The following is a 21,089-nucleotide window of genomic DNA, read 5'->3' on the forward strand; positions in this document are numbered from 1 at the left end:
GGAAGATAGGAATTTAAGACGCCTGCTCTGCCGGTCCGCCGGGAGCGGGCGTTTTCATATGAGATGCCCTATATATGGTGCAGTAGCTGCTCATAAGAGTGTAACTTCAGGATAACCGCAGAAATAGCAGCCGGAAGCTTGTGTAATCACAGCCGTAACGGGTAAGCTTAGAATCCATAGGTCAAGCATAGATCGATCATAGGCCAAACATAGAAAGTGGAAAGGAAGGGCATTAAATGGCACATATTCTATCAAACGGAATACTTACAGTGGAGATCGCAGAGCCGGGAGCATATAGCGGCACCCGGTTTGATTGGAGCGGATTTATTACAGGAGTGACTCTGGAGCAGGGGGGACATACCTTTTGTGTGCCGGAGAGTCTGGTTCCGGGACAGGGCAGCGGAGGTATAGGCCTGTGCAATGAGTTCGCCATTTCCCGGGCAATCGGCTATGAGGAAGCAGCTGCCGGGGAGTGGTTCCCGAAGCCTGGGGTCGGGCTGCTGCAGAAGCAGAGCGATGAAGCATACGATTTTTTCGGGAAGTATCCCCTCGTTCCCTTCATCATTCATGAAGAGCTCAGCAGGCATTCGGTCACTTACACCGTCCAGCCGATGGAGTGCCGGGGTTATAGTATGCGGCTGATTAAGACGATAACGCTGAATGAGGACCGGCTGGATATTACCTACGAGATTGAGAATGTAGGAGACAAGCCGCTGCGCATAGAGGAATATATTCATAACTTTGTCGGGATCAACGGTGCGGCTGTCGGCGGAGAATATGAGCTGAGACTGCCGGGCATGCTCCGGATTGCAGCACCGGAGTCCTCATATACGGACAATTTGCTGAGCCTGTCCGGTAACAATCTTACGTGGAAGGAAGAGCCGGACCGTCCGTTCTATTGTCGGCTGGAGGGCTGGGAGAACGCGGCGGCTGATTATTATTGGGAGCTCGTCCATAAGCCAAGCGGTGCCGGAATCCGGGAGAGCGGGGATTTCACGGCGGAGCGGATCATTCTATGGGGTGAAAAACATGTAATTTCTCCCGAAGTTTTTATTGACATCACCATTTTACCGCGTCACAGCAAGGGTTGGAAGCGCAGCTATCAATTTTTTGCCTCTTGAAGCGTGTCTAGCTTACCTCCTATGTGAATAATTATACTTGCTGCTGTTTAATGTTATCTGCTATCATAGCGATATCCATATTCATAGGAGAGAAAGGGTGGGAGCAATTTTGAGCAAGAGAGCATACAATTTTAATGCCGGTCCGGCAGCATTGCCGCTTACAGTATTGGAACGTGCACAAGCGGAGTTTATTGAATTCCGGGAGAGCGGAATGTCCATTATGGAGATGTCGCACCGCGGAGCTATATACGAATCCGTGCATAATGAAGCTCAGGAACGCCTGCTTTCGCTCCTCGGCAATCCACAAGGCTACAAGGTAATGTTCATTCAAGGCGGAGCAAGCACACAGTTTGCTATGGTGCCGATGAACTTCATCTCTGCAGGCCAGGTCGGCAGCTATGTCATGACAGGAAGCTGGGCTGACAAGGCCCTGAAGGAAGCCAAGCTGACAGGCGGCGGGCATGTTGCCGCATCCTCAGAGGATAAGAAGTTCCTGGCGATTCCGGAGCTTGACAGCATCAAGGCTGCGGACAATGCCGCTTATCTGCATATTACATCGAATGAAACGATTGAAGGGACACAATATGCAGAGTATCCGGATGCCGGTTCTATTCCGCTGATCGCAGATATGTCCAGTGACATACTGAGCCGTTCCTTCGACATCAACAAATTCGGTCTGATCTATGCCGGTGCGCAAAAGAATCTCGGACCTTCAGGCGTCACTGTAGTGATCGCCAAGGAAGAGCTGATTTCCAGTTCTCCTGCGAATATTCCGACGATTCTGCGGTATGATACACATTATAAGAACAACTCTCTCTACAATACGCCGCCATCCTTCTCTGTATATATGGTTAATGAAGTGTTAAAATGGATTGAGGAACAGGGCGGGCTTGCCGGTACCGAAGCCAAGAACCGTGATAAAGCAGGTCTCCTCTATGACTATATCGACGGCAGTGACGGCTTCTACCGCGGAGTTGCGGAAGAAGGCAGCCGTTCCATTATGAATGTAACGTTCCGGATGCAATCGGAGGAGCTGGAGAAGCAGTTCATCAAAGCTTCTGAAGCGGAAGGCTTTGTCGGCCTCAAGGGCCACCGTAGCGTGGGCGGCTTGCGTGCCTCCATCTATAATGCCGTTCCTCATGAGAGCGTTAAGGCGCTTGTCGATTTCATGAAGCATTTCCAGCAAACCCAAGGTTAATGAAAGAACGCTCCTGACCTTCCGCCTGGTGGCGGAGGGTCTTCTTCTTGCCCGCAGCTCAGGATTTCCGGGCTCCGCCTTGTATCTGGAGCCATCATCAAGAATTCATTACAGGGCCAAGTAAGTCTTTAGGACCCTACAGAGAGGAAGCATCCGAATTATGGCATTACACATTGTGCTGGTAGAACCGGAAATTCCGGCGAACACAGGCAATATTGCCCGCACCTGTGCGGCTACAGGAACCCATCTCCATCTCGTACGTCCCCTCGGTTTCCGTACAGATGATGCAACACTGAAACGTGCCGGACTCGATTATTGGCATGCGGTAACCATTGAGTATCATGATTCCTTCAGTGAAGTACTTGAGAAGTATAAGGAGGGCCGCTTCTTCTACGCCACGACAAAGGCGGAGAAGCGTTATACGGATTTCACCTTTCAGGATGGTGATTTCTTTGTGTTCGGCAAGGAAACCAAGGGATTGCCCGCAGATATTCTGGAAGCGGGCAAGGAAACCAGAATGCGCATGCCGATGAGCGAAGCCGTAAGGTCGCTTAATTTATCTAATTCTGCAGCGATTATTGTTTATGAAGCACTCCGGCAGATGGATTTCCCGCAACTTTTCTAAAAGTTGACATTAATTTTTATTTTTTTCAGCAGGATTCGACATTTTAGTAACGAAATAGTTAATTAGTGCCGAAATAAGTAGTATAGAACGTGAACATAAGAATGAGAGTTCTCATTCTTATGTTCACCTTATGTAGCTACTATTATCAGTTGAACAGGAGAGTGTAAGTTAGATATGAAACCTGCTGGCGTTGTACGTAAAGTAGATCAGCTGGGTAGAATTGTTCTGCCTAAGTCCCTGCGTAAAAGGTATTCAATGAATGAAGGGGACCCTGTAGAAATTCTGGTTCAGGGCGATCACATCATTCTGGAGCGTTACCGTCCTAAGTGTGTCTTTTGCGGAGGTATGGAAGGCGTAAGCGAATATAAAGACCGTTATATTTGTGCAAGCTGCCTTTCGGAAATGACTCAATTGCCAAGACACGCGTAAGTCTAAACAGCATTACTGTCTACATAGGAGAAGCGCTGAACGGCGTCCTGTAACAGGGCTGCTGTTTGGAAAAGCTTTTCTTGAAAGCCAATGGAAACGGCTTTGCCGTCCTTTGACAAGGACGGTGCCGTTTCAGCAAGAAAAAAGAGCGCCGCACATCAGTGCGGTGCTCCTTTTTTTGTAAACGCTCAGCGGACTCATAAGCCCTTGGTCTTGTCGTCGTTGTAGGAAGAAGTAAGGATGCCGGCCAGAAACAGCAGAAAAACCAGGGTCACGATCCAAAAAGTCAGGGAGAACGACATGCTGTGCACCTCCGTTAGTGACTGTTATTCGTTAATCTGATTATACGCTTTCATTCCGCAAAAATAAATGGAAATGTGATTTATGGCATTGACGAACTTCGAGTTGCTTACTTAAAGAACAGGAAGTTCGTCGGTACACGCCGCAAATTGCCGTCAGAAGGCTTATTGATTACCTTCCCCCGGAAGATCAGCGAGGAAGAACCGCCTCCATCGAGATTGTAGGCATCAATAACGCCAAGGTCATACAGCTTGTCCTGAAGCTCTGCCAGAGTAGCCCCGGAATTGCCGTTCTCGTCATAACCGTCGGCCACCAGAATGAGCAGCTGATCATCCTTGAAGTTGCCGATCACGGTGCGCGGTGCGCGCTTCGGCGTGATCTGCCATTTCTGCGGGATCACAGTCTTGGTGTGATTCTTCAGCAGAACAGGCACGAAGGTGGCGCCAAAAACGGGCTCCAGCTGATCCAGCTGTGCCCGGCTGCTGAACTTGCCTCCGATCAGCTGCCCGGACTTATTCAGGCCGACGAAGCTGAGATCTTTGTAGCTGGGTTCGAAGCCATACAAATACTGGCCGCCGACAATGGTTGTAGACAGCGGATAACGTTTGCCGTTCTGATCGGCGAACCCGCCGGCGTTAATGCCGGCGGATGCACCATAGCGGTTCACGGCCTGCATGGTGGTCTCGGATGCGCCAGTGCCGTCACCGGCCAGACTCATCTTCATGGCGGCAGGATCTTTCAGCCTGATCTTTAGCGCGTATGCTTTATAGTTTCCGGGGTTCAGCCGGTACAATTCAATGGTAATCCTGTCACTGGTAATTACATCGGCAGGTATGCCCAGCCGGGAGGTAATCCGGTTATTGTAGATCCGCTCCGGGCGGGAAGTCTGGGCTGCCGCCGTATTGACCAGCGCATTCATGGCATTCGTGGTCTGCTTGTACAGCAGGGCACTGGCACTGATCGAATTGATGGTGTAAGACGCATAGCTCTTGGCTACGGCCAGATCCTGCTTAAGCTTAGCGGTCTCACTAACAGGGCCGGAGACAGCAATAAAGGGCCCGGTATCCAGCTTGAGGTTGAGCGGCGGCTGATACAGCCACAGGCAGAGCAGCAGTCCGAACAGCGGCGCGGTCAGGAGCATGAAGAAGCGGTTTACTCTTTTGACAGGAGTCATCATTTGAGCAGATCCATCTCTTTCTTAAGCGCATCCAGCTGTTTCTTGACCTCGCTTAATTGCGTATACAGTTTGTTGCTGTTGTCCGTCTTGTTGCTGGCGTTATCTTTGGTGAAGGTCAATAATTCATTAAAGGTCTGCACGGTACTCTGCAGTTCCTTCACCTGTTCGGTCAGGACGGAGATCTTGGATTCATAATCGGTCTTCAAAACGGTAAGCTGCTGCTGGCTTTGTGATCCAAGCTCGCTCAGCACCTGATCTTTCAGATGGTTCGTGTAGCTGTACACGGCATAAACGCCGAGTGCAATCATCAAAATCCAAAACAGTAGAAACCATTTTACGGAAGGTCCGCTTCTCTCTGCGCTCCGGCGCGAGTGTACCCGGGTCGATTCCGCTAGCGGTTGCATTTCATCACCTCAAGCCATTTTTTTTCAAGTCCCCATTCTATCAGACTTTTACTATTTTCGCAAAAGTGAAAGAGCTTGTGAAAACAAGAAAAAGTAATTGCATCCAGTTAAACTACTGCGATACAATTTCTATAGATTGGAATATCTGAGGGGCGTATTCAAGGTAAAAGTAGGAAGAACAGACAAGACATCATAGTTCCTTGCTTGCGTGTTAACCGGAAACGCTTATCGCGCTTTCCATTCTGGTAAATTATATAGATAGCAGGAGGTCTGGGCATTGATGAAAGTCTGGCGGGTGGTCATCGTGGGATGTCATCCCACAAGTATGTTGGGAACAAAATTGATTCTGGAAGAAGGGGGCGAGCTGGAGGTTGCAGGTATGTATTCCACCTGGAGCGAATGCGTTTCCATGGTGCGGGATACCGGGCCGGACCTGGTACTCAGTGATTATCAAATGCCGGAGGGAACGGTAGAGGATGTTCTGCCAGAGATGAAGCAGAGCTCCCAGAGCTCCCATTTCATAATTATGACTGAAGAGAACGATAAAGAAATATTTCAGCCACTGATTGAGCTTGGAGCCAGCGGAGTACTGTCCAAGGCGGCGACTCCGAATCAGCTGCTGCAGATGATTAGTGGAATCCGTGAAGGCTTCCTTTCCATTCCGCTTGAATGGATTGAGAAGGGGCTGCGTCCGGTGACCTCTTCCAGAGGGCTGGACGCTGTAATGCAGCTGACACAGACAGAGATGTTTATTATGGAACGCATTGTGCAAGGGATTACATACGATAAGATTGCCCTGGAAATTGAAGTCAGCCGCCGCTCGATCGATAACTATCTACGCAAGATTTATGTTAAGCTGGAAGTATCTACGAGGGCACAGGCGATCGAGAAATTCGCCCTATTCTCAAGACAGACGAAGCAAATCTACGCCTAATCCCCGTATAACGACATAATGCCGTCCGGGCTGGAATATTCTTTAACCAGGGTAAAGGGGGGAGCGTATGAAGTATGAATTTTCTGCGCGCGCACATACGTTGTTGTCATCACCACTGCTGAGTATCCGCAAACAGACGCGGCGCGGCACACTGATCTCACTGGCGGAAGAGCTGCCGGCGGAGGAATTATTCCCGTTGCCGCTATTGTCAGAAGCGGCGTCGATAGTGATTTCAGCAGATGCTGGAGCTCTGCAGTACGGCGATCCCGAGGGCTATGGCCCGCTGCGGGAGTGGCTTACCGGAGATTGGCTGGGAGGCAAAGGGGTAAATGTGGCCGAAGGCGGAGTTCTTCTGACAACGGGAAGCCAACAGGCCATCGATTTGCTGGCCAGAGTCTATATAGATCCCGGTGACCGGGTGCTGGTCGAGAATCCGACCTCTCCGGGCATTCTGCAGGCGCTACGGATGCAGGGAGCCGTGATCATTCCGGTGCAGGGGGATAAGGACGGCCTGCTGCCCGATCATCTGCGCAGCGGAATCCGCCAGCACCGGCCCAAAATGCTGTTTGCCACGCCGAGCTTTACCAATCCGAGCGGTGTGCTGTGGAGCCTTGCACGGCGCAAGGAAATCCTTGAGCTGTGCACCTCGCATAACGTGCTGATTATTGAGGATGATTCGTACGGTGATCTGCATTTCCAGCGTTATGATGAGCATCCATCTCTGAGATATCCTTCCCTCTACGCGCTGGAGAATGTCAGCGAGGGCGGGCATGTGCTGTATATCGGTTCATTCAGCAAAACGGTTGCGCCGGCGCTGCGGACGGGCTGGGCGGCGGGAAGCCGCGAACTGATCGGGATGATGACCGCTGCGAAGCAGATGGCGGACTGGCAGTCCAGCTCGCTGAACCAGCGGCTGCTGCATCATCTGCTTAGTGTAAGCGCCTTTGATCTGCGGGAGCATATCACCCTGCTGAACCGGGAATACAACACCCGCCTGAAGCTGATGGCCGAGCTTCTGAAGCGCCCGGCCTGGAAGAGCAGCGTTTATGATATGCCGGTTGGCGGGATGTTCCTCTGGGTGTCGCTGCCGGAGGGGCTGGATGCCATGGCACTGCTGCGTGTCTCATTGGCTAAAGGCGTAGCCTTTCTGCCCGGACCGCTCTGCAGTGTAAGCGGAGGCTCGGACCGGATCCGGCTTAACTTCAGCCACCCCGGCCGGGATGAGCTGCTGCTGGGCATGAATCTGATGAGTGAAGCGGTATCGGAGTTTACGGCGCGGAGCTGAGAGTGACGGGAATAACCGGAGCATGATATAGAAGAAGGATGACTGCTTGCCATGGAATGGCGGGCGGTTGTCCTTCTTTTTTTGGGCTGAGTGTCGAATGTATTTCAAACCCAAGGAACCGGAGCTGAAAGAAAATGAAAATAAACAAACCATATAGGTTGGCAGCTTGTATTGCAGTATTGCTACTGGGAGGATGCAGCAGTAATCCGCAACCACCGGATGCGGCTGTACCCACTGAAACCGCAGGACCAGCCTCTGGCACTGGTGAAACGGGCCGTTCGGCTTTAGATACTCCTGTATGTGAGGAACCGGTCAACAAGCTGCACTACAGCCGGAATCAGCTCCAGGAGATCCGGGAAGCGGCGCAAAAAGCCGGCCTGGTGAACGTATATATTCCTGAGATTGGCGGCGGTCCGGATGATTATTTTGAAGAGGCCAAGGTGGACGGAAAAAGGTTGACCCTTCATTTCATCCGGATGGCGATAACTGAGTCTATGGAGGAGCTGGAGCCCGCGGGCGGAAATAGAACGGTTAAGAAGGTGCAGCTGTCCCCGCAATTGGAAGGAAAGTGGATTAGCGAAGAGGATAGTACGGTGGAATATTTGTATGGTGAAATAGATAACACCCATTTTGAAATCTTCTCAGCCAGAATGTTTGACCGGAAGGATTTTGAGCAGACAGCCCAATCATTGATTCTGCTCCAGCAGAAATAACACACCTGTAAGTTTCCGATGAGCAGGAATGATGTAATAGAGAACATACTGGAGTGCAGCAATTTGACCAAAGGATACAGAAGGAAGGTTGCACTGGACAGTTGGAAGCGCAGATGAGCATACCCTCAGCAGAGTGAAGCGGACTCAAAAGACCTTATTTCCCGAAAAAACCCGATTCTGAGGCTTAATCGGACTGAGAATCCGCTAACTTGTTCATTTGGACTTGAAACGGGTTGTGGCAGACTCAATAACGGAATCTGAGTCCACTTAGCGAGAAAAACTGACAGATTTGGGAAAATAGCGGATTTCCAGTCCGTCTGACTAGCGAATGGTCCAGAGGGGCTATGACAAACCCCGCCAAGCACCCGCAGAGAACGTGCGAGAAGTGCTAACCGCAAACATGATTCAAAGAATCCATAGCCCCCTCCTGCAGGCAAGCCGCCTACAGCTTGCCTGCACTGATCTCCGCGATCGCCGCGTATTCGATCAGCGCTGCAGTGCCGGCGGCCGTGAGCGTGTAGCGGCCGCGTTCGACCCGTAAGAACCACGCATAGTAGTTCTTCTGCAGGTAGGCGGCGGCGCCCGGCACGCCGCTTCGCTTACGCAGCGCGGCGGGCGTCACGCCGCGCACGGCAGGGTCAGGCGCGCCGCCCAGCGGGGCGCGCCCATCTGTGAGGCCGGCCGCGCCAGCAGCGGCTTCGGCCTCCAGGGCCTGCAGCGCGGCGGCCACGCGCAGCGCCTTCTCGCGGTAGGCCGTCACGAGCTTGACGCGCGTGCTGCCGCCGGTGTTGTAGTCCCCGCTGCGCTCGCGGAACTCGTAGAGCAAGCGCTCGCGGCGGCGTACGGCGCTGCGGGCCTGCGGCGGCGCCTCGCCCGGCTCCGCGAGCACCTCGACGAGCGGGGCCTTCGTCTTGTAGAAGACGACGGTGATCAGCCCGAGTCCGAGCCGGCGGCACAGCCCGCTGAGCTCGCCCCAGCGCTGGTTCACCGCGCCTTTCTTATCTCGTACGCGTTCCACGGCGAGATAGACATTCGGGCTAAGGCGCAGCCGCTCCACCCCCTGCAGCAGCAGGGCGAGGTTGAACGATTTTTTCATCTCCACAATCAGCGGCTGATCCTCGTCTTCCCGGATGCCGACCAGGTCGCAGGTCCGCACCTCACCCTTGATGTCATAGCCCTGCCGCTCAAAAAAACTCTTCAAAGGAGCATACAGCTCCGTTTCCTGTTTGATTGCCATTGTAGTCACTCCTGCGCTCTTAATGCAGCGTAATTATTTAAGGGAAATCATGATTCTCTATTATAGCACAGCAAAAAAGAGGTCAACTATTCCGGGCTCGCCGCATAGGTATGTAATACACTTTCTAAGCTTGGTGGAGCAAGTAGGAGCGCAAGAGGAGGCAGCGAGCCATGGATATTTTTGAGCGTATAGCTTCGTATCGGGCTGAGAACGACCGTTTGGCGTGGAGCGGCACTTTCAAGGACTATATAGAACTGCTGAGAAAAGACCCCTCTCCCGCTAAAACGGCTCATTCCCGCGTATACGACATGATCAAGTCACACGGCGTCGAGGACATCAACGGACGTAAACGGTATAAGTTTTTTGAACAGGAAATCTTTGGGCTGGACCGTGCGGTGGAGAAGCTGGTGGAGGAATATTTCCATTCCGCCGCCCGGAGGCTGGATGTGCGCAAACGGATCCTGCTGCTGATGGGACCGGTCAGTGGAGGCAAATCGACTCTCGTCACTCTGCTCAAACGCGGACTGGAGCAATATTCGCGCACGGATGCAGGTGCGGTATATGCCATTGCGGGCTGCCCGATGCACGAGGATCCATTGCATCTGATTCCGCTGGAGCTAAGGCCGGAGATCGAGCGGGAGCTGGGTGTACGCATCGAAGGCAACCTCTGCCCGTCCTGCCAGATGAGGCTGAAGAATGAGTATCACGGTGATATTGAACAGGTTGCGGTAGTCCGGGTGCTGCTGTCAGAGGAAGAACGGGTGGGGATTGGTACGTTCAGCCCGTCCGATCCGAAGTCACAGGATATTGCCGACCTGACGGGCAGTATTGACTTCTCGACCATCACGGAATTCGGCTCGGAATCCGATCCGCGTGCCTACCGCTTCGACGGTGAGCTCAACAAGGCTAACCGCGGGGTAATGGAGTTCCAGGAAATGCTCAAATGCGATGAGAAATTCCTCTGGAATCTGCTGTCGCTGACCCAGGAGGGCAATTTCAAGGCCGGGCGCTTCGCGTTAATCTCGGCGGATGAGATGATTATTGCTCATACCAATGAGACCGAGTACAAATCTTTTATCTCCAATAAAAAGAACGAAGCTCTCCAGTCGCGCATGATCGTCATGCCGGTTCCTTATAATCTGCGGGTCTCAGAAGAGGAGAAAATCTACGCCAAGCTCATCGGACAGAGTGATATGAAGCATGTGCATATTGCTCCTCATGCGCTGCGTGCGGCGGCGATCTTCTCGATCCTGACCCGGCTCAAGGAGAGCAAGAAGCAGGGCATGGACCTGATCAAGAAGCTGCGTATGTACGACGGCGAAGAGGTGGAGGGCTACAAGGAAGCCGATCTCAAGGAAATGCAGACCGAGTATCTGGACGAAGGGATGTCCGGTATCGACCCGCGATATGTCATCAACCGTATCTCCAGCGCGTTGATCAAAGGCGACCTGCAGTGCATGAACGCACTGGATGTGCTGCGGGCGATCAAGGACGGCCTGGACCAGCATCCTTCGATCACGAAGGAGGAACGCGAACGTTACCTGAACTTCATTTCCATTGCCCGCAAGGAATACGATATTCTCGCCAAGAGTGAAGTGCAGAAGGCGTTTGTGTACTCTTTTGAAGAATCCGCCAAAACACTGTTCGAGAACTATCTCGACAATATCGAAGCCTTCTGCAACTGGTCCAAAATCCGCGACCCGCTCACGGATGAGGAGATGGAGCCGGATGAGCGGCTGATGCGCTCCATTGAAGAGCAGATCGGCATTTCCGAGAATGCCAAGAAGGCCTTCCGCGAGGAGATCCTGATCCGCATTTCCGCGTACTCCCGCAAAGGCAAGAAGTTCGAGTACAACAACCATGACCGGCTGCGGGAAGCGATCGAGAAGAAGCTGTTCACCGACCTGAAGGATATCGTCAAAATCACCACCTCCTCCAAAACGCCAGATGAGAGCCAGCTGAAACGCATCAACGAAGTCAGCCGCCGCCTGATTGATGAGCACAATTACTGCCCGATCTGCGCCAATGAGCTGCTGAAATATGTCGGAAGCCTGCTGAACCGCTAAAGCTATCAGAGAATAGGATATGGACTGCCTGCTGGCGGTCCTTTTTTTAAGATATAAGATTCGCCATAAGTTATTCTTCTATTTCTCGCTCAAACGGATACCCTCCTCTTAAGGACGGTATCCGTTTCCACTTGAATATGCGCCAGAATTAAAATATAGCAGTTGGATTTTCTCCACTTGCTGATGAACAACAGAGCCTTGCTAAAACTGCAGTTGGAAAAAGAGCACTTAAATAGTTTCAGATCACTCAAAGTCGCTGAAACCCCGAGCAATAGATGTCATTTTTCCAATTAATGTCCTATGAACCTCCGAAATCGAATAATTAAGACACCTTATTCCACTTGCTTGTGGGAACAGCTGGTTTCCAGCCCTACAGCCAGCTCAGTGATCCTTCTGAAAGTCGCTGGCGGTTCTGCTAAAGCTCAGCGGAACTTTCATATACAGATACTGTTACTGAACAGATGTTGAGCGGACGAGGTATAGTCTTGAAAAAAGGCGGTAAAGCCGTTTCCAATTGAAGTATAATTTATATGCTTCACGCTTGTCCGTATGTATACCGGCGCACGGAGAATAGGGGCTGACCGCCCCCTCCTGCACTAAAAGTCAGGGGCGGATCAAACCTCCGGCCCGGTTACTCCTTGGCCTCCTGATTCTTGCCGCCAATAGTAAAGCCTAATTGTCCGTTATATTTGCCTACCTGTCCGGTAACGCCTAAGCCTGCGCCCTGACCTCCGCCGAGCTGCGCCTTGGCCTGGGCACCGAGCCCATTCTCACCGCCGAGATGCAATTGGGTCTGGAGTCCGGCCCCTTGACTTAAGCCCAGATGACCGCCGGCCTCTGCACTCAGACCGTGTTCACCTCCGGCTTGCGCCCCTGTATGGAAATTGGCTCCCTGGCCGCCGCCCAGCTGGGTAGCTGCCTGGGCAGCAAGGCCGTATTTGCCGAAGGCCTGGGCTTCTGCATTAAGTCCAAGACCCTGGCCGCTGTCCAGATGGGTGTTACCTTGTGCCTGGATTCCATAAGAAGTGTTGCCGATATGGCCGCCTGCATGCATACCAGCGCCGGTGTATGCTACATTCCCGCCGGCATTTACACCGATGCCGTGTTTACCGCCTACTTCACCTCCGGCATCTACATGAATCCCTTGCCCGCTGCCGACATCTGCGTTCATATGCCCTTTTACGAATTCATTTTTTACACTTTGGTTTTCTGTTGCCGTAAGGGTGTGACCGGGTTCTGAGCGGACCAGATGGTAATAATGCGAGTAAGGAAAGGAAGTGTTACGCGGAGCATAAGGATAGGCGGATGGATAAGCTTGACTGTTCAGATATTCGTTCTCAAAGGTCATGAGGGTACCTCCATTATTCAATTAATTACAACAGCCTATTCATCTCACCCTTGAAGTGATACGATTCAGGGGAGTTAAAAGTGTGTTGTAATGACAGCAGCGCTGTGCTACATTATGAATGAATTAAATATTATTCACTCAGGCACGGAGGGCTTACGGATGGAAGATAAGAAGGCTGAGATTTTCAGATGCGGCAAAGAGCTGTTCAGCTCCAAAGGCTTCAAGGACACCAATATTTCCGACATCACCAAAATGTGCGGGTTCGCCGTAGGCACGTTCTACAATTATTACGCCTCGAAGGAGAAGCTGTTCATCGATATTTATCTGCAGGAGAACGAGAAGCTGAAGCGGAGCATCCTGCAGTCTTCGGTTAATCTGGACGATGAGCCTGCCAAGGTGCTCAAAGAAATCATGGCGCTTAATTACAGCGGAATCCATAGTAATCCAATCCTGAAGGAATGGTACAACAAAGCTCTATTCAGCAAGCTGGAGAAGGAATTCTATGAGCATGGCGGAATAGAGGGTATTCATGAAATGATGAACAGCGGTACGCTGGAATTAATCCGGTACTGGAAGACCAAAGGGAAGATCAGAGAGGATCTGGAGGACGGCATGATTCTTGCCTTGTTCAACTCCGTGCCGTATATTGACATCCACAAGGAAGAGATCGGGGTTAGCTATTTTCCACAGATTCTGGATTATTTGGTCGAGTTTATCATGAAAGGCTTGACGGATACACAGTCCTGACAAGAGCATCAGGCATCTTTTGGCCGGAGGCGGAATACATTATTAAATGTTCAGGGAATGTACTGGACATTTTATTTTAGCTAGTGATGAATGAATATAATTAAGTTCATTCATATTATGAATATATAGAATCGAGGCGCTATTATGAAGACAATTATTATTTACCGGTCAGGCCGCAGTATGAATACACACAGGATTGCAGCTGCTATGGCTGAAGTGCTGGGTGCAGATTTGGCCAAAGTGGAGGACGTTAAGCCGGAGATGCTGTCCGGATATGATCTGATCGGTCTAGGTTCAGGCATTTACGCCTCCAAAATCCACCGGAAGCTGACCAAGTTCATCAAGAAGATGCCGCTCCGGGATAAGAACGTCTTTATTTTCTGCACATCCGGGTCGGGGGAATTCAAGAACAAAGCACAGGTCCAGGCCAAGCTGGCAGCCAAAGGCTGCAACGTCGTCGGTGAGTTCCACTGTCCCGGGGAGTTCAGTCCGCTGGGCTTCAATCTGGATAAAAAAGGGCATCCCGATGAGCAGGATTTCGAGGATGCCCGTGCATTTGCGGCTGGTGCGTCTCTTCAAATTGTAAATAAGTCTAAAGTGGACTAGTTGGCTGCTGCAGTGCTTGCGGTTATGCTGCCTCCGGTCAGGCTGTCGATAACAATGCTATAGACAGTTGATGCCTGAAAGTCCGGCTCCACCCCGCTCAGTTGCCAGTTGGCGTATAGGCTGGGGTTCTTGCTGGTGGCAGTGCCCCCTGTAAATTCGACCAAGCGCTCCCGGTTCAATATATCTGCGTCATTGACTGCAGCGTTAAAGCCAAAGACGGTCCCTTCCTGCAATTGAAGAGGCGTCATATTAGCCAGGGGCAACCGGATCAAGTATGTGGACAGCTTGAGCGCTTCGTCCCGCAGCACCTGAACCCATTCCGATGGCTTTTGCCCGTAGCTCTGGCCGTATGCCGTTGCTGCCTGCCAGGAATACACCTCATTGCCTGCTCCGGTGTAAGCAAAACCATATTCGTAATCATCCGTGCTGTATTTGGTGGCCTTGTCGTTCAAGGGGTCGATGCTGATCTGCACATTATCTCCATCCCAGATATTCATACCCGATTTATTATTGAACTGGTAATCATCATACACCTGGGCTAGCACGTACAAGGCATCCTCATCCCATTGAGTATACATTCTGGCTGCCACATTGCTAGTCTGCCAGGCTTCGGCGGACAGGGGATCGGCAGGCGGATTGAGGTAGATGGGATAGGCTTTCTTCCAAGCCTCCAGATTGCCGTCAAAGCCTGCTGTTGTCAAGGGCTGCTCCGCCCTCACCATTACCGCAAAGCTCAAGGGCAGTATGGCGGACTTTAGCAGATTCCCCTCGGTGTCCTTCACCCGGACTGCAAACGAATATTCGTGTAGCGGTTGGTTGCGGACCGAGCTTACGGAAAAGGTCACCGCTTGAATCTCTCCGGCACTCAGGCTATAAGGTTTGCTGGCATCCATGATCCACCCTGGAGGAGGGTCAATTTCAACAGTACCGCTTAGCACATCAGTGAATAGATTGTTCAAGTTGACCGTGATACTGTCGAGCTGATCCATGGTTTGCCCACTAGGCTTCAGGCTATAACTCACCTTTTCGGCAATGTTCACGGGAATAGCTTTGGTTCGCAGTACTTCGCCGTTTGGATTCTCCAATATCAGATCAAGAGAAGAGGGGCTGCTTAATTGAAAATCAGAAGAATGAATAGTGAAGGGAATCTGCATATTTGTCCCCGGCTCAACGGATACTTCTGTTTCGGCAATGATTCGGTTTGCGCCTGATTCCACTAATTTAACCTTGGCGGACAGCGTCGCTCCTCTTGCATTGGTTACGGCAGCCTGGATCGAGGCCGATCCTCCCTCGAACAAGGACACCTTGGAGGGATAGCTGCTCAGCAGCAAGTTTGTTGGCTCTGCAGCCTCGAATTCGCTAATCTTGGCAGCCCAACGCGCCAAACGCCCGGCAGTCTGATCCCAGGCCAGCGCCATCTCCGGACGGTCAGCCTGCAAGTAGGTAGCTGCCTTCACGTTCCATTCACGGGCATGTCGCATGATCTCCTGGGCAAATGACTGACTGCCTCCAGAAATATTCTGCAGCTTGGCCTGGATCAGGCTGCTCGTATTCACAAGCTCAGCAGTGGAGGACAAGGCGGTCAGCGTCGGCTGGTTCTGTGAGTCCTGCATCAATGCCTCCAAAGGCTTCACTGCCAGATGATAGGCGTATAGCATACTCATCGCATTCTCCATGGTGAAGGTTCCCGCCTGTGCTTCCTCCACGATGCCTTGGCCCAGCAGCTCATATTGATCTGCCAAAGCCTTGATCTCGGCGTATGCACCGCTGCCGAAGCCGCTCGCGTACAGACTCTGCAATTGGCTCTGGAGAGCCGGGGCTGCGGATAAGGAGCTACCCCATTCCGCCAACCAATTCTGGTGGAGGCTTACCGCTAATACCTTCAACTGCTCCTTGGCCCAAGCCGGGTCAATTCCGGTAAAATAAACCGGAGAAGAGCCAACGGTATAGCTGTTGCCGGAGCTGTGGGATGGAAGCGGATTGCCCATGTAGTCGGTTTGCGTCAGATTGCCGGTCAAAGCAATAGATTGGCTCCCGCCTGTCAAGGACCAGGCAGTGATAACATATTCCTGTTCCTTTTTCCACAAATACGATTTCACTTGGCTTCCTGAATTCATTTCACCGACAAAGTAGGCATCTGCCAAGGCTCTGTTGAGCTGCTGAAAGGAAATCAAGGCTGGTTTGGGCATCCGGTCAATCCGCACGATGCCGAAGTTGTCTTCAGTATACGCAGGGTTGGTACCGTCATCACGCAAATCATAGATGGCGCTCTGCCTAATACCATTGGCGGAAGAGATCAGAAACTGCTTGGTCAGGTAGACGGATTGCTGCTCTTCATTGACGCCTCTGGCATCGGTAGAGGTTGGCCAGCCCACCTCAGTAATATTTTGGTCTTTCCAGGCTCCGTATTTCTTGGTTATGTCGGTATATGATTTCAGTTTGGCCTCATAGCTTGTATCCGGATCGTTAGGATAGATGTATGGATGGAACGAAACCGCATCAATATAGGGATATACCTCCTGCAGGAACATGTCATCCAAGTACTGGGGACCGTTCTGATTAGCTACGCTGCCCGCAATGATCACCGCATCGGGATTGATTCTGCGGATGGTCAGCGAAGCGGCTTTCACTAGACGTGCATAGTCGCTGACATTGGGCTCCGGCTGCCAGAAGCTGATGTTGGGCTCATTCCACAGCTCGAAGGTGTTGATCTTGCCCTTGTAGCGGCTTACCACCTGTTCCACATAGTTGACGTAGGCATCCAGTTGCTCTTGGGTGGCGGGTCCGACCTTTACATCCTGTCCGCCATTATATAGCGAATTGGAAAAGCACAGCAGTGAAACAATCTGCATACCCTTGGAGACGGCGTCATTCACCCATTTGTCGGTCTGGGTGAAATCAAAAACACCCTTTACCTTCTCCACCTTGTTCCAGGATATACCATCTCTGATATAGCGGATACCCGCCCTGTCCATCAAAAGTGTGTCTGCGGCATCCGTTTTGTTGCTCTGATCAAAGTGGGTGGCTACTCCAAACAAGGACTGATCATCGCCGAATTGCCGCTCGTAATCGGGAAACACCGCAAAGGTGGCGGAATCGAAGCTGACCACCTGGCGCTGAGCCTCCTTCACCTCTACGTGAAGGGAATGGATGCCATTTAATTGTGGAGGCAGCATGATGGTTTTCACCAAAGATTGAGAGGCCGTAACCATGATGCTTTGTTCCTCCAGCGGTCCGCCTGCAATCTGATGATAGACGCTGTAATTTACCGAATGCTCCGTATTATTGGTGAAATAGACCGAATAGGATACGGTATCCGGGCTATATACCCGGTCTGTCCGGGCCATCTTGACCTCGACAATCTCAGGCACATCGAAGCCGATAAGGCCCAGCTCCCGTTCGGTGTAGCCGATGTGGCGAAGCTGCTCGATGGAATAGTGGTCCTGCAGCACCTGCTTCACCTTGCTGCCCATGGTAGATACATCCAGCTTTACAGTGCCAAAGAAGCTATCCTTGAGGAAAAAGGCCGGTCTGATCATGTTAGTGGTTTTGGCTTCAGCACCGGAGGTTTCTCCTAGTCCACCTGATGGCACGCACAGTACAATGTTAGTGCCCACATTTTTGCCTCGTGCGGAACGAAGCCACCAGCCCCAGGCGGTCATATTATCCTTATATCCCAGTTTTGAGGCATACTGGGCATATTCGGTCTGGGACAGCAAGGCGACGCCGGCCGTCGTGGTGAAGTCTTGTGTATAGGTCGTATTAACATTGCCGCCTTCAGTCAGCCACTGATGCTGGAAGTCAATATGGTTGACGATAGCTGGCTCCAGCTTGACAGAGCTTGTGGAGCTGGGGTCAATAAAATCATGATTCAACCAGTAGGCGATATTATTGGTATCGCTTACATCAAACTTTGCAGTGTTGTCCGGATCAAAGGTGCTGGCGCCGTAATTATTTTTGGACAGCACGAAATACTGGTAAACTCCCGCCGTTACAGTACTGTCGAGCAAAACGAATTCCCGCGTGCCATCTGCCAAACGGAACAGATTGTCCGCAGGGGTCGTAGCGGTGGCTCCAGCCGGTGCAGTATATAACCGATCGATTGCCGCATAGGCGGGCAGCGCACTCATCAGAAGGAGAACTGCCGCAAGGAGCGCTGCCAGTTTTTTTGAATGATAATTTATATACTTCATGCAATGAATTCTCATGCTGTAACCCCATTTCCCTATAATAGACTGATAGTTAATAAGGCAAATTCAGAAACATGGGTGGATGTACTCCGATTTAAGCGGAGCAAGCCGCCATTCAAGCTGACCCGCTCCGCAGCTTCTGCATGAAATTATTTTAATTGGTTTTTGTTCTCCAGATACCACTCGTTGACCGTCTTCTCTACGGCATCGCCTCCCAGGCGCTTCCATTCCTTGCGGATTTCATCAATGCCGGTTTCTGCAGTCATGGAGGTCCCACCTGTCACGACCTTGGCCTCAATTTGCTGGGCAATCGGAGCGAAGGTGGCAATCAATTGGCTGACCTCCGGCTGGCTCGGACCGTAAGCGATATCCCGGCGGTACGTATTTTTCATGGCCAGTGTCAGGGAGTTGGCCTTTTCCTTGGCGTATTCCTGGGACAAGGCGTCGGAGGCCGCCATGACCGGGAACCATTCCGGCTTCTGCTCATATTGGTTGACAATAGGCAGCTCCCGGGCAAAAGTAACTTCCTTGCGGAATTTATCAGCATCAATAATCTGGGGTACACCGTCTACATCTTTGTAATGCACATTTTCCTCTCCGTACTTCAGAGGCTTCCAGCCAGTGTCGATCATCCAATCCAGAAATTTGAAGGCTGCTTCAATCTTGTCCTCTTTGAGATTGCTGTTAAATGATACGAAGATACCCGGTGATGCCTCCTGATACAAGCCGCTTTTGCCATATGGGGTGGAAAGGGATTCCAGTGCTGTCATCTTGGCCTCAGGCACATTCTTCTTCAAATCAAGGAACTCGGCTTCCATATTCCAGGACCCCAGCATAATGCCTGCCTTGCCCGTCGTCCAGAATTGCATGGATCTCTGGAAGTTTTTATCTGTGATATACTCCTTGTCAATCAGACCGCCGTCGAAAAGCTGCTTTTGGAAGGCCAGACTGTCCATATAGCGGTCGGTTACTCTGCCGTATTCCAGCTTGTCGCCGTTTACATACCACTGGCTCTCCGATGCCATAAATAATTCTCTAATAATCGGTACGCCATTGCCGTTGAACACGATCGGCACAGTATCCGCCTTGCCGTTGCCGTCCGGGTCACCATCCTTGAATTTCTTGGCTACCTCGATCAATTCGTCTACGGTTGTCGGGGTCTTGAGTCCCAGCTTTTCCAGCCAGTCCTGTCTGATCCACATGCCATGATTGGCAATGCTTTCGACGCCGCGCACACTGGCAACGGCGTACTTTTTTCCGTCAAAGGTAAGATAGGAGTCGAGCTCCGGATGCTCCTCCAAATATTTTTTGTAGGAGGTGCTGTATTTCTCTATATAAGAATCTATAGGCTGTATCGCACCCTGATTGACCAGTTGGGCAATGTAGTTGCGGTCGTACTCCCAGATGAGGTCTGGAGCGCTGCCGGAAGCAATCAGTGTATTCAGCTTGGTCTGGGCCTCGTTCCGGGGAACCGGCACCCACTTGACAGTCGCAGGAGCATTGTTATTGATCCACTTGGTCCAACGATTGCTTTCATAGTTTCCCTCCTCAGCAGGCACTTCGCCACGATCAAAGACCGAAATGCTGATCTCTTTCTTGGCTGAAGCTTGCGAGGAGGGGCTTGTCCCACCCGCTGTCGAGGCACTTGAATCCTTGTCGGAACCACAGGCTGCCAGAGCTGATACCGCCAGGCAGGCTATCACTACTGTTAAGGCGGCTTTCTTGAATGTTGCCAATTGCTTCATCCCCTTAAAAAAATTTTTTATATATCAAGAGAAGGCAGCTGTTGCAGCTCTTCTTCAATGATATCAGCCTTTAACGGAGCCAATTAATACACCTTTGACAAAATGCTTCTGGAGAAATGGATAAACGCATAGAATCGGCAGGATGGCTATAACCACGGAAGCTGCCTTGATTCCTTCCGGTGTCAGGATGACGGCGGTCGCCCCTTCACTGCCGCCTCCACTGTTCAGCAGACTCTCGTCCACCTGCTTGATCATTTGGTAAAGCTTGAGCATCAAGGTCTGGAGCTTGGAGCTGTTAATATAGAGCATGACGTTAAAATAGGAATTCCACCATCCCACAGCATAGAATAGGGACAACGCCGCGATAATTGGCTTGCATAAGGGCAACATGATCTGGATCAGGATACGCCAGTTTCCAGCTCCATCAATGGAGGCGGATTCCTCAATTTCCTCCGGCAGCCCTTCCATAAAGCTTTTCATGACGAACATGTTGTAGGTACTGATCAGCCCCGGCAACCATAAGGCCAAGTAGGAATCCATCATTCCCAAGTTCTTGATCAGAATAAAATTGGGAATAATTCCGGATATGAAGATCATGGTGAAGGTGATGAACAAGAGAATCGGTCCCCGGCCATACAGCCTTTTACGGGACAAGGGATAAGCTGCCAGAATGGTCATAAGTATGTTTAAGGCGGTGCCCACTAAGGTTACGATGACCGTATTACCCATGGCGTGGAGCAGTTGGCCATCCTCGAGCAGCCTACGGTATGCTTGTACATTGAACTCTACAGGCCAAAAGTATACCTCTCCGGCAGTAATGGCTCTGCTGCTGCTGAAGGATGCGGATATCTCATACCAGAAAGGATATAAGGTGAGGAGAGACAGCAGCCCCAGAAGCAAATAATTCAATAGGCTGCCGGCAAGAGCCAGCGGCGAGGCATCTTTCATCATTCTTTTCATCATG

At 51.4% G+C, this 21,089-nt stretch carries 17 protein-coding genes; 10 read left to right on the top strand and 7 right to left on the bottom strand.

Annotated features, from left to right (window positions below):
* Positions 1-236 precede the first annotated feature (236 nt).
* The 4 genes from R50912_RS09405 to R50912_RS09420 all read left to right on the top strand — a co-directional run bounded on the left by R50912_RS09405 (position 237) and on the right by R50912_RS09420 (position 3,373).
* Positions 237-1,121, top strand: coding sequence for a hypothetical protein (locus R50912_RS09405; RefSeq protein WP_042234236.1), 885 nt, complete (start codon positions 237-239; stop codon positions 1,119-1,121).
* Between the two features lie 106 nt (positions 1,122-1,227).
* On the top strand, positions 1,228-2,319 hold the full coding sequence (gene serC / locus R50912_RS09410) for a 3-phosphoserine/phosphohydroxythreonine transaminase (RefSeq protein WP_042241976.1): 1,092 nt from the start codon (positions 1,228-1,230) through the stop codon (positions 2,317-2,319).
* A 160-nt stretch (positions 2,320-2,479) separates the two neighbouring features.
* Entirely contained in the window at positions 2,480-2,944 is a 465-nt protein-coding gene (gene trmL / locus R50912_RS09415) for a tRNA (uridine(34)/cytosine(34)/5-carboxymethylaminomethyluridine(34)-2'-O)-methyltransferase TrmL (protein ID WP_039303379.1), read from the top strand.
* Positions 2,945-3,118: 174 nt separating this feature from the next.
* Entirely contained in the window at positions 3,119-3,373 is a 255-nt protein-coding gene (locus tag R50912_RS09420) for an AbrB/MazE/SpoVT family DNA-binding domain-containing protein (RefSeq protein ID WP_039303382.1), read from the top strand.
* A 409-nt stretch (positions 3,374-3,782) separates the two neighbouring features.
* Here the strand turns inward: R50912_RS09420 and R50912_RS09425 are convergent, their stop codons facing one another.
* Together R50912_RS09425 and R50912_RS09430 are read right to left on the bottom strand one after the other, a co-directional pair.
* Complete coding sequence (locus tag R50912_RS09425; RefSeq protein WP_042234238.1) at positions 3,783-4,850, bottom strand: phosphodiester glycosidase family protein; 1,068 nt, start codon at positions 4,848-4,850, stop codon at positions 3,783-3,785.
* Positions 4,847-5,254 carry a hypothetical protein gene (locus R50912_RS09430; protein ID WP_042234240.1) on the bottom strand — a complete coding sequence of 136 codons (408 nt, stop codon included), beginning with the start codon at positions 5,252-5,254 and terminating at the stop codon, positions 4,847-4,849. The genes R50912_RS09425 and R50912_RS09430 overlap by 4 nt, the downstream gene beginning before the upstream one ends.
* 277 nt (positions 5,255-5,531) lie before the next feature.
* Here R50912_RS09430 and R50912_RS09435 point away from each other — a divergent pair, with 277 nt between their 5' ends.
* The 3 genes from R50912_RS09435 to R50912_RS09445 all read left to right on the top strand — a co-directional run bounded on the left by R50912_RS09435 (position 5,532) and on the right by R50912_RS09445 (position 8,186).
* Positions 5,532-6,188, top strand: a complete 657-nt coding sequence (locus R50912_RS09435; RefSeq protein ID WP_042234242.1) for a response regulator transcription factor — start codon at positions 5,532-5,534, stop codon at positions 6,186-6,188.
* A 67-nt stretch (positions 6,189-6,255) separates the two neighbouring features.
* A complete protein-coding gene (locus R50912_RS09440; RefSeq protein WP_042234243.1) occupies positions 6,256-7,473 on the top strand; it encodes an aminotransferase-like domain-containing protein in 1,218 nt (405 codons plus the stop codon).
* A 134-nt stretch (positions 7,474-7,607) separates the two neighbouring features.
* Complete coding sequence (locus R50912_RS09445; RefSeq protein WP_197073058.1) at positions 7,608-8,186, top strand: hypothetical protein; 579 nt, start codon at positions 7,608-7,610, stop codon at positions 8,184-8,186.
* Between the two features lie 442 nt (positions 8,187-8,628).
* Here R50912_RS09445 and R50912_RS09450 read toward each other — a convergent pair whose 3' ends face one another.
* Entirely contained in the window at positions 8,629-9,423 is a 795-nt protein-coding gene (locus tag R50912_RS09450) for a DUF2161 family putative PD-(D/E)XK-type phosphodiesterase (protein WP_042234248.1), read from the bottom strand.
* A gap of 170 nt (positions 9,424-9,593) precedes the next feature.
* Here R50912_RS09450 and R50912_RS09455 point away from each other — a divergent pair, with 170 nt between their 5' ends.
* A complete protein-coding gene (locus R50912_RS09455) occupies positions 9,594-11,489 on the top strand; it encodes a PrkA family serine protein kinase (protein ID WP_042234249.1) in 1,896 nt (631 codons plus the stop codon).
* Between the two features lie 631 nt (positions 11,490-12,120).
* Here R50912_RS09455 and R50912_RS09460 read toward each other — a convergent pair.
* Positions 12,121-12,837 carry a hypothetical protein gene (locus tag R50912_RS09460; protein ID WP_042234252.1) on the bottom strand — a complete coding sequence of 239 codons (717 nt, stop codon included), beginning with the start codon at positions 12,835-12,837 and terminating at the stop codon, positions 12,121-12,123.
* 159 nt (positions 12,838-12,996) lie between these two features.
* On the opposite strand from R50912_RS09460, the gene R50912_RS09465 reads away from it, so the two are divergent.
* Entirely contained in the window at positions 12,997-13,584 is a 588-nt protein-coding gene (locus R50912_RS09465; protein WP_042241978.1) for a TetR/AcrR family transcriptional regulator, read from the top strand.
* Positions 13,585-13,728: 144 nt separating this feature from the next.
* On the top strand, positions 13,729-14,190 hold the full coding sequence (locus tag R50912_RS09470) for a flavodoxin domain-containing protein (RefSeq protein ID WP_042234254.1): 462 nt from the start codon (positions 13,729-13,731) through the stop codon (positions 14,188-14,190).
* On the opposite strand, the gene R50912_RS09475 is transcribed toward R50912_RS09470, so the two are convergent.
* From R50912_RS09475 to R50912_RS09485, 3 genes are all read right to left on the bottom strand, one after another.
* Positions 14,187-18,383: a sugar-binding protein gene (locus R50912_RS09475; protein WP_042234256.1), complete on the bottom strand. Its 4,197-nt coding sequence runs from the start codon at positions 18,381-18,383 to the stop codon at positions 14,187-14,189. The two genes, R50912_RS09470 and R50912_RS09475, sit on opposite strands and share 4 nt — an antisense overlap.
* 146 nt (positions 18,384-18,529) lie before the next feature.
* Complete coding sequence (locus R50912_RS09480; protein WP_442950507.1) at positions 18,530-20,116, bottom strand: extracellular solute-binding protein; 1,587 nt, start codon at positions 20,114-20,116, stop codon at positions 18,530-18,532.
* Between the two features lie 72 nt (positions 20,117-20,188).
* The gene (locus R50912_RS09485) at positions 20,189-21,088 is read right to left on the bottom strand and encodes a carbohydrate ABC transporter permease (RefSeq protein ID WP_231637813.1); all 900 of its coding nucleotides are present in this window, start codon (positions 21,086-21,088) and stop codon (positions 20,189-20,191) included.
* Between the last annotated feature and the right edge of the window lies 1 nt (position 21,089).

Origin of the sequence: Paenibacillus sp. FSL R5-0912, assembly GCF_000758605.1 — a bacterium.
Taxonomy (GTDB): Bacteria; Bacillota; Bacilli; order Paenibacillales; family Paenibacillaceae; genus Paenibacillus_AQ.